At 71.9% G+C, this 7211-nt stretch carries 6 protein-coding genes and 1 pseudogene; 6 read left to right on the top strand and 1 reads right to left on the bottom strand.

What is annotated here, in order from left to right; genetic code table 11:
- Positions 1–565: pseudogene (locus KBX53_RS16510) on the top strand (hypothetical protein); the annotation flags it as partial.
- On the opposite strand, the gene KBX53_RS16505 reads toward KBX53_RS16510, so the two are convergent.
- Positions 464–1015, bottom strand: coding sequence for a GNAT family N-acetyltransferase (locus tag KBX53_RS16505; protein WP_030336855.1), 552 nt, complete (start codon positions 1013–1015; stop codon positions 464–466). The pseudogene KBX53_RS16510 and the gene KBX53_RS16505 overlap by 102 nt on opposite strands.
- 79 nt (positions 1016–1094) lie before the next feature.
- On the opposite strand from KBX53_RS16505, the gene KBX53_RS16500 reads away from it, so the two are divergent.
- The 5 genes from KBX53_RS16500 to KBX53_RS16480 form a co-directional block, all read left to right on the top strand.
- Positions 1095–2324: a winged helix-turn-helix domain-containing protein gene (locus KBX53_RS16500; RefSeq protein WP_210860208.1), complete on the top strand. Its 1230-nt coding sequence runs from the start codon at positions 1095–1097 to the stop codon at positions 2322–2324.
- Between the two features lie 55 nt (positions 2325–2379).
- On the top strand, positions 2380–3039 hold the full coding sequence (locus KBX53_RS16495) for a DUF2752 domain-containing protein (RefSeq protein ID WP_309140786.1): 660 nt from the start codon (positions 2380–2382) through the stop codon (positions 3037–3039).
- An 815-nt stretch (positions 3040–3854) separates the two neighbouring features.
- On the top strand, positions 3855–4595 hold the full coding sequence (gene thyX, locus KBX53_RS16490; RefSeq protein ID WP_030336847.1) for an FAD-dependent thymidylate synthase: 741 nt from the start codon (positions 3855–3857) through the stop codon (positions 4593–4595).
- 47 nt (positions 4596–4642) lie between these two features.
- Positions 4643–5569 (top strand): 4-hydroxy-tetrahydrodipicolinate synthase, encoded by a 927-nt coding sequence (dapA, locus tag KBX53_RS16485; RefSeq protein WP_030336845.1) that lies wholly within the window; start codon positions 4643–4645, stop codon positions 5567–5569.
- A 52-nt stretch (positions 5570–5621) separates the two neighbouring features.
- Positions 5622–7211 (top strand): ribonuclease J (locus KBX53_RS16480; protein ID WP_210860207.1); only part of this gene is annotated, 1590 nt, incomplete at its 3' end.

Here is a 7211-nt window from a genome sequence, read left to right as displayed (position 1 = left end):
GGCCTTCGTCTCCAACCAGTCGCTGCGCGGGGTGGTCGCCCGGCTCGACCCGGAACACCCGAGCACGCTGCTGTGGCTGCTGCTGGTGCTCGGCACCCTGGCGCTCTGGGCCTGGCGGTCCCGGGCCGCCGTCGCGGCCGGCGACGAGGCGACCGGCCTGGCGCTGACCGGTGCGGTGATGTGCCTGGTCAGCCCGGTCACCTGGGTGCACCACCTGGTCTGGCTGCTGCCCGCGTTGATCCTCCTGGTGGACAACGCGATGGCCGCGCCGGCCGGCCGCCGACGGCGGGTCCTGCTGGTCGCCGCGACCATCGGGTACGCGCTGCTGATCAGCCGCACCGTCTGGTTCTGGGAGAAGGACTTCACCGGGGTGGACGGCTTCCTGGGCAGCAACGCCTACGTGTGGATCAGTCTGGCGCTGCTGGCCTTCCTGCCGATCCGCCGGTGGCTGACCCCGCACGGGTCAGCGGTCGAGGCGTCCGGCGTACCGCAGCTCGACCAGCCCGACCGGCGGGCCCCCGCCGGCCAGCGGCACCTGATAGGTCGACCGCTCACCGTCCGGTGACAGGCCGGCGCGCTCGCAGAACCGACGGGCCCGCCGGTTGTCCGCCAGCACCCACGCCCGGTACCCCGCCCAGCCGCGCTCGGTGAGCCCGCTCCGGGCCGCGTCCAGCAGCGCGGCGGCGGTCCCGTCACCCCAGCGGGCCGGCTCCACGTAGAGCGCCACCACCTCGCCGACCGTCTGGTCCAGGTCGTCCCGGTCCTGGTTGCGGCGGTACGGCCCGAAGGTGGTGAAGCCCACCACCAACCCGTCCACCTCGCCGAGCAGTGTGGTGAACGGGTGCTCCGGATCGGCGGTGCCGACGTCGCGACGACGCTGCGCCCAGGCCACCACGTTGAGCCGCCCAAGCACCTCGTCCGGCATGAAGCCGGCATAGCCCGCCTGCCAGCCGTGCACGTGCACCCGGGCGACCGCCTCGGCGTCGTCCGGCTCCTCCCGACGGATGGTCAGCATTGCACCGTTCTATGCCTCGTTGGTCGTCACGTCCAGCTTCCCGCACCGGCGTCGTACCGATGAATTAAGGTCGCCGACGATGACCACACCGGAATCACTCTCGCTCGCCCAGGCCCGCCGCGTGGCGCTCGCCGCACAGGGCTTCGCCGACCCGGCGCCGACGGGTGTGCCCACTCGCCGGCACCTGCGTCGGGTGCTGAGCCGGGTCGGGCTGATCCAGATGGACTCGGTCAACGTGCTGCAACGCGCGCACTACCTGCCGCTCTACAGCCGACTCGGGCCGTACCCGACCACACTGCTCGACCAGGCCGCCTACCGGCGCCCGCGGGAGCTGTTCGAGTACTGGGGCCACGAGGCGTCGTTGGTCCCGGTCGAGCTGCACCCGTTGCTGCGCTGGCGGATGGCCCGCGCGCACAGCGAATCCTGGGGCGGCATGCGGCGGATCGCGCAGGAGCAGCCGGAGCTGGTCGCCTGGGTCCGCGACGAGGTGGCCGCCCGGGGGCCGCTGACCGCCGCCGAGATCGAGCACGACGCCCCCCGGGAGACCGGCAACTGGGGGTGGAACTGGTCGGCCGTCAAGCGGGCCCTGGAGTTCCTGTTCTGGGCCGGGGAGGTGGCCGCCGCCGAGCGCAGCACCTCGTTCGCCCGCCGCTACGACCTGCCCGAGCGGGTGCTGCCGGCGGCGGCGCTGGCCGCGCCCACTCCGAGCGACGCCGAGGCGTACCGCACGCTGGTGGCCCTCGCCGCGCGGTCGCTCGGGGTGGCCGCCGAGCCGGAGTTGCGCGACTACTTCCGGTTGCCGTTGGCCGGCGCCCGGCAGGCCGTCGCGGAGCTGGCCGAGGCCGGTGAGCTGGTGCCGGTCACCGTGGCGGGCTGGCGACAGCCGGCGTGGCTGCACGCGTCCGCCCGGCTGCCGCGCTGGGTGCGCGGCAACACACTGGTCAGCCCCTTCGATCCGTTGATCTGGGAACGTGCCCGCACCGAGCGGCTGTTCGACTTCAGCTACCGGATCGAGATCTACGTCCCGGCGCCACAGCGGGTCTACGGCTACTACGTGCTGCCGTTCCTGCAGGGCGACCGGTTCACCGCCCGGGTCGACCTCAAGGCCGACCGCAAGGCCAAGGTGCTGCTGGTCCCGGCCGCCTGGCTCGAGCCCGGCGCCGACCCGGGGGAGACCGCGGTGGCGCTCGCCGCCGAGCTGTACCGGCTGGCCGGCTGGCTCGGCCTGGACGCGGTGGCACCGCCCGCGGCCGGCGACCTGGCCGGTCCGCTCACCGCCGCGTTGGCCGGCGTGTCCGGTGTACCGTGAGCGCGTGACGAGCGTTCCCGGACCGGTCGACAAGCCGCAGCCCGCCCCCGGGGCGGTGCACCAGGCCGCCCTGGCCGACGGCGGTCCCGGAGACGCGGGTCCCGACGGCTCGGGTTCCGGCGGCTTCGGTCCGCACGGTGCGGCTCCCGACGGGCTCGGTCCGCACGGTGCGGGTTCCGGCGGCTTCGGTCCGCACGGCGCGGGTCCCGGCGGGGCGGGTTCGGAGGGTTGGCCGGCGACCCCGCCGGGCGGTTACCCGGCACCCGAGCCGGACCGGCTCACCCGGTTTGTGCTGCGGCTCTACGAACGCTCCCCGCGCTGGGCGGTGCCGCTGGCCGCGGTCGGCTGCGTCGCCGTCGGTATGAGCTACGCGCTGCTCAGCAATCCGACGCACGCCGACCCGGATGCCGCGCCCACCTGTCTGCTCAAGTTGACCACCGGGTTGGACTGCCCGGGCTGTGGTGGCACCCGCGCCCTCTGGTACGTGCTGCACGGGGACCTTCCGGCCGCCGCCCGACACCACTTCGTGTTCATTTTCGCGCTGCCGTTCCTGGCGTACCTCTTCGTGGCCTGGGCAGGAAGTCAGGCGTTCGGGTGGCGAATGCCCGAGCTGCGGATCAGCTCGAAGGTCATCGGCGGCTTCCTGGCCGCATGGCTGGCCTTTTCGGTGCTCCGCAACCTGCCCTGGGCGCCGTTCACCTCGCTCTACGTCTGACCCCGCCGTCGCCCGACGCGCTGGTGCGCCGAGGTGCGCCATCGCCCGACGCGCTGTCCCGGGGTTCCTCGTCACTCATCCGCACACCCTCCGTCGTCTCCGTTCCGTCCGGCGCGCTGGTGCCCCGATGCTCCAGCGCGTAGATGTAGGGCTGGCATGCGTTGTTCGGCGTCCTTTGGAGCTGATCCGTTTACGACATCACGGGACTCCTCCGCCGGTCGCCACTTGATCGACTCGGCATTCAGAAAACGGGGCCATCCACCCGACCCGGACACCCCGACTTACAGAAACGCGAGTCGATCACCAGTAGGCAGCCGGCAACCGCGCTCGCGGCGCACCGCGGCCGACGCATTTCGCCCCGGGATCGTGCTCGATCCTGGATGTAGTGGTGTCAGGCGCGGGGGATGCCACTACATCCAGGATATTGCATGATCTTGTGGGTGGAGCGGCTGCCGGGCCGCTCGGGCCGCTCGGGCCGCTCGGGTCGTTCGGGCGCGCTCGTCAGGTTGGGAGCCCGTCCTCGGTAGAGGGACGTGCCTGGTCGAGAGAGCCCGATCCACCGCGCTGATGTCGCAAACGATTCAGCTCCAGAGGACGCCGATGGAACTGCCCGCCCCGATCCCGGGCCCAGCAACGAGGACGCCGGACGCCGGACGCCGGACGCCGGACGCCGGACGCCGGACGCCGGGCCGGCCCCCTGGATCCCGGCCCGGGCTTCGGCGGCGCCACCACTGCCTGAGTGATCGACATTGCACGGGGCGCGCCTGAGTTGGGCCGACCGGCACCGCACCACTACAGTCCCAGGAATGCCGGACATGGTGCAGCCCCAGGTCAAGTTGATCGCGTGGACCCAATTCGCGGCCCCGGACGACGTGCCGTGGTCGACCGACGCGGAGGGTGGCCAGGCACTCGCGGAGTTCGCCGGTCGGGCCTGCTACCAGTCGTGGAAGAAGCCGAACCCGGCGACCGCCACCAACGCCGGCTACCTGGCGCACATCCTCGAGGTGGGTCACCTCAGCGTGCTGGAGCACGGGTCGGTCACCTTCTACTTCACCGGGGTGTCCCGCTCCTTCACCCACGAGCTGATCCGGCACCGGCACTTCTCGTACTCCCAGCTGTCCCAGCGGTACGTCCCGGAGCGGGACGCGGCCATGGTCGAGCCGGCGGTCATCGCCGACGACCCCGAGCTGCACAAGAAGTTCGTGGAGGCGGCCGAGGCGAGCGTTCGGGCGTACACCGAGTTGCTGGAGGGCCTCGAGCAGCGCTTCTCCGACGAGCCGAACCCGACGCTGCGCCGCAAGCAGGCCCGGCAGGCGGCCCGGGCGGTGCTGCCCAACGCCACCGAAACCCGGATCGTGGTCTCCGGCAACTACCGGGCCTGGCGGCACTTCGTCGCGATGCGGGCCACCGAGCACGCCGATGTGGAGATCCGTGAGCTGGCCGTGGAGTGCCTGCGCCAGCTGCAGGGTGTCGCCCCGAACGTGTTCGCCGACTTCGTGATCTCCACGCTGCCGGACGGCACCGAGGTGGCGGCCAGCCCGCACGAGGCGTCCTGAGCCCTTCCCCGGCAGGGCCCGGCTGGTCGTCCGCTAGGTTGGAGGGTATGACGCACGACCACCTCGACGCCGCGGCCCGACCGGCGTCCCGCCCTTTCGGCCGGCTGCTGACAGCCATGGTGACCCCGTTCACCCCCGACGGTTCCCTCGATCTCGACGGCGCCGCCCGGCTGGCGAGCCACCTGGTCGACGAGCAGGGCAACGACGCGCTGGTGGTCAACGGCACCACCGGTGAGTCGCCGACCACCACCGACGCGGAGAAGGAACACCTGATCCGGGCCGTGGTGGAGGCCGTCGGTGACCGCGCCAAGGTGGTCGCGGGCGTCGGCACCAACGACACCCGGCACACCATCGAGCTGGCCGCCGCCGCCGAGAAGGCGGGTGCGCACGGCCTGCTGGTGGTCACCCCGTACTACAACAAGCCGCCGCAGAGCGGGTTGCTGCGCCACTTCACCGCGGTCGCCGACGCCACCGGCCTGCCGGTGATGCTGTACGACATTCCGCACCGCTCCGGCGTGCCGATCGACACCGAGACGCTGGTCCGGCTCGCCGAACACGGCCGGATCGTCGCGGTCAAGGACGCCAAGGGCGACCTGACCGCGACCAGCTGGGTCACCAGCCGCACCACCCTCGCCTTCTACAGCGGCGAGGACGCGCTCACCCTGCCGGCGCTGGCCGTCGGCAGCGTGGGCGTGGTCGGCACCTCGACGCACTTCACCGGGGCGCTGACCGCACAGATGATCGAGGCGTACGACGCGGGGGACATGCCGACCGCGCTGTCCCTGCACCGGCGGCTGCTGCCGCTGTTCACCGGCATCTTCCGTACCCAGGGCACGATCCTGGTGAAGGCGGGCCTGGCGTCGCTGGGCCTGCCGGCCGGCCCGGTGCGACCCCCGCTCGTGGACGCCACCGACGACGAGATCGCCCAGCTGCGCGCAGACTTCGCGGCAGCGGGCCTGGAGCTGCCCGAATGAACGAACGAAACGATGGACGTCGAGTGACGGCGTCGCAGAACGAGGTGGACGCGTGACCGAGGCGCACATCGGGGCGGAACTACCCCCGCCGTTGCCGGAAGGCGGCCTGCGGATCATTCCGCTCGGCGGGCTCGGCGCCATCGGTCGGAACATGACCGTCTTCGAGTACGACGGCAAGTTGCTGATCGTCGACTGCGGGGTGCTGTTCCCCGACGTCGAGCAGCCGGGTGTGGATCTGATCCTGCCCGACTTCGGCCCGATCCTGGACCGGCTCGCCGACGTCCAGGCGATCGTGCTGACGCACGGCCACGAGGACCACATCGGCGCAGTGCCGTACCTGCTCGCCCACAAACCCGACATCCCGCTGGTCGGCTCCCAGTTCACCCTCGCCCTGGTCGAGGCGAAGTTGGCCGAGCGGCGGATCCAGCCGTACACGCTGACCGTGCGGGAGGGTGGCCGCGAGCGGCTCGGCCCGTTCGAGTGTGAGTTCTTCGCTGTCAACCACTCGATCCCGGACGCTCTCGCGGTGGCCATCCGCACCCCCGCCGGCCTGGTGCTGCACACCGGCGACTTCAAGATGGACCAGCTCCCCCTGGACGGTCGGATCACCGACCTGGCCGGCTTCGCCCGGCTCGGCGCCGAAGGCGTCGACCTGCTGCTGTCCGACTCCACCAACGCGGAGATCCCCGGCTTCGTCACCCCGGAGCGGGAGATCGGGCCGGTGCTCGACTCGATCTTCGCGAAGGCCAAGGGCCGGATCATCGTGGCCTCGTTCGCCTCGCACGTGCACCGCGTGCAGCAGGTCTTCGACTCCGCCGCCGAGCACGGCCGCAAGGTCGCGCTGATCGGCCGGTCCATGGTCCGCAACATGGGCATCGCCCGGGACCTCGGCCTGCTCAACATCCCGGCCGGCCTGGTCATCGGGATCGAGGAGGCGACCACGCTGCCGCCGGAGCAGATCGTGTTGATGTCCACCGGTTCGCAGGGTGAGCCGATGAGCGCGCTGGGCCGGATGGCCAGCGGCGACCACCGGCACATCACCATCGCCCCCGGCGACACGGTCGTGCTGGCCTCGTCACTGGTGCCCGGCAACGAGACCTCGGTCTACCGGGTGATCAACCGGCTGGCCCGGGCCGGCGCGGTGGTCGTGCACAAGGACGTGGCCAAGGTGCACGTCTCCGGGCACGCCCCCGCCGGGGAGCTGCTCTACCTGCTCAACGTGGTCCGCCCCAGCAACCTGATGCCCGTGCACGGCGAGTGGCGTCACCTGCGCGCCCACGCCCGGCTCGGCATCGAGTCCGGGGTCGCGGCCGACCGGGTGGTGCTCTGCGAGGACGGCGACGTGGTCGACCTGGTCGAGGGCCGCGCCAGCCTGGTCGGGCACGTGAAGAGCCGGTACGTCTACGTGGACGGCCTCGCCGTCGGTGACGTCAGCGAGTCGTTGCTCACCGAGCGGCGGATCCTCGGTGACGGCGGTTTCATCGCCACCACCGTCGTGGTCGACTCGGTCACCGGCAAGGTGGTCGCCGGCCCGACGCTCTCCGCGAAGGGCTTCTCCGAGGACCCGGAGGCGTTCAACCCGGTGGTGCCGCTGGTCACCGAGGCGCTCAACCGGGCCGCGGCCGACGGGATCACCGACCCG

It is taken from the genome of Micromonospora sp. M51 (genome assembly GCF_018070305.1).
Lineage (GTDB): Bacteria > Actinomycetota > Actinomycetes > Mycobacteriales > Micromonosporaceae > Micromonospora > Micromonospora parva.
Note: the sequence above shows the minus strand (reverse complement) of the source record. Positions and strands in the feature narration are given on the sequence as shown.

Bases quoted from the DNA above. Each gene is read 5' to 3' on its own strand.
- KBX53_RS16505 (WP_030336855.1), bottom strand. From the start codon at position 1,015: ATGCTGACCATCCGTCGGGAGGAGCCGGACGACGCCGAGGCGGTCGCC.
- KBX53_RS16500 (WP_210860208.1), top strand. From the start codon at position 1,095: ATGACCACACCGGAATCACTCTCGCTCGCCCAGGCCCGCCGCGTGGCG.
- thyX (WP_030336847.1), top strand. From the start codon at position 3,855: ATGGTGCAGCCCCAGGTCAAGTTGATCGCGTGGACCCAATTCGCGGCC.
- dapA (WP_030336845.1), top strand. From the start codon at position 4,643: ATGACGCACGACCACCTCGACGCCGCGGCCCGACCGGCGTCCCGCCCT.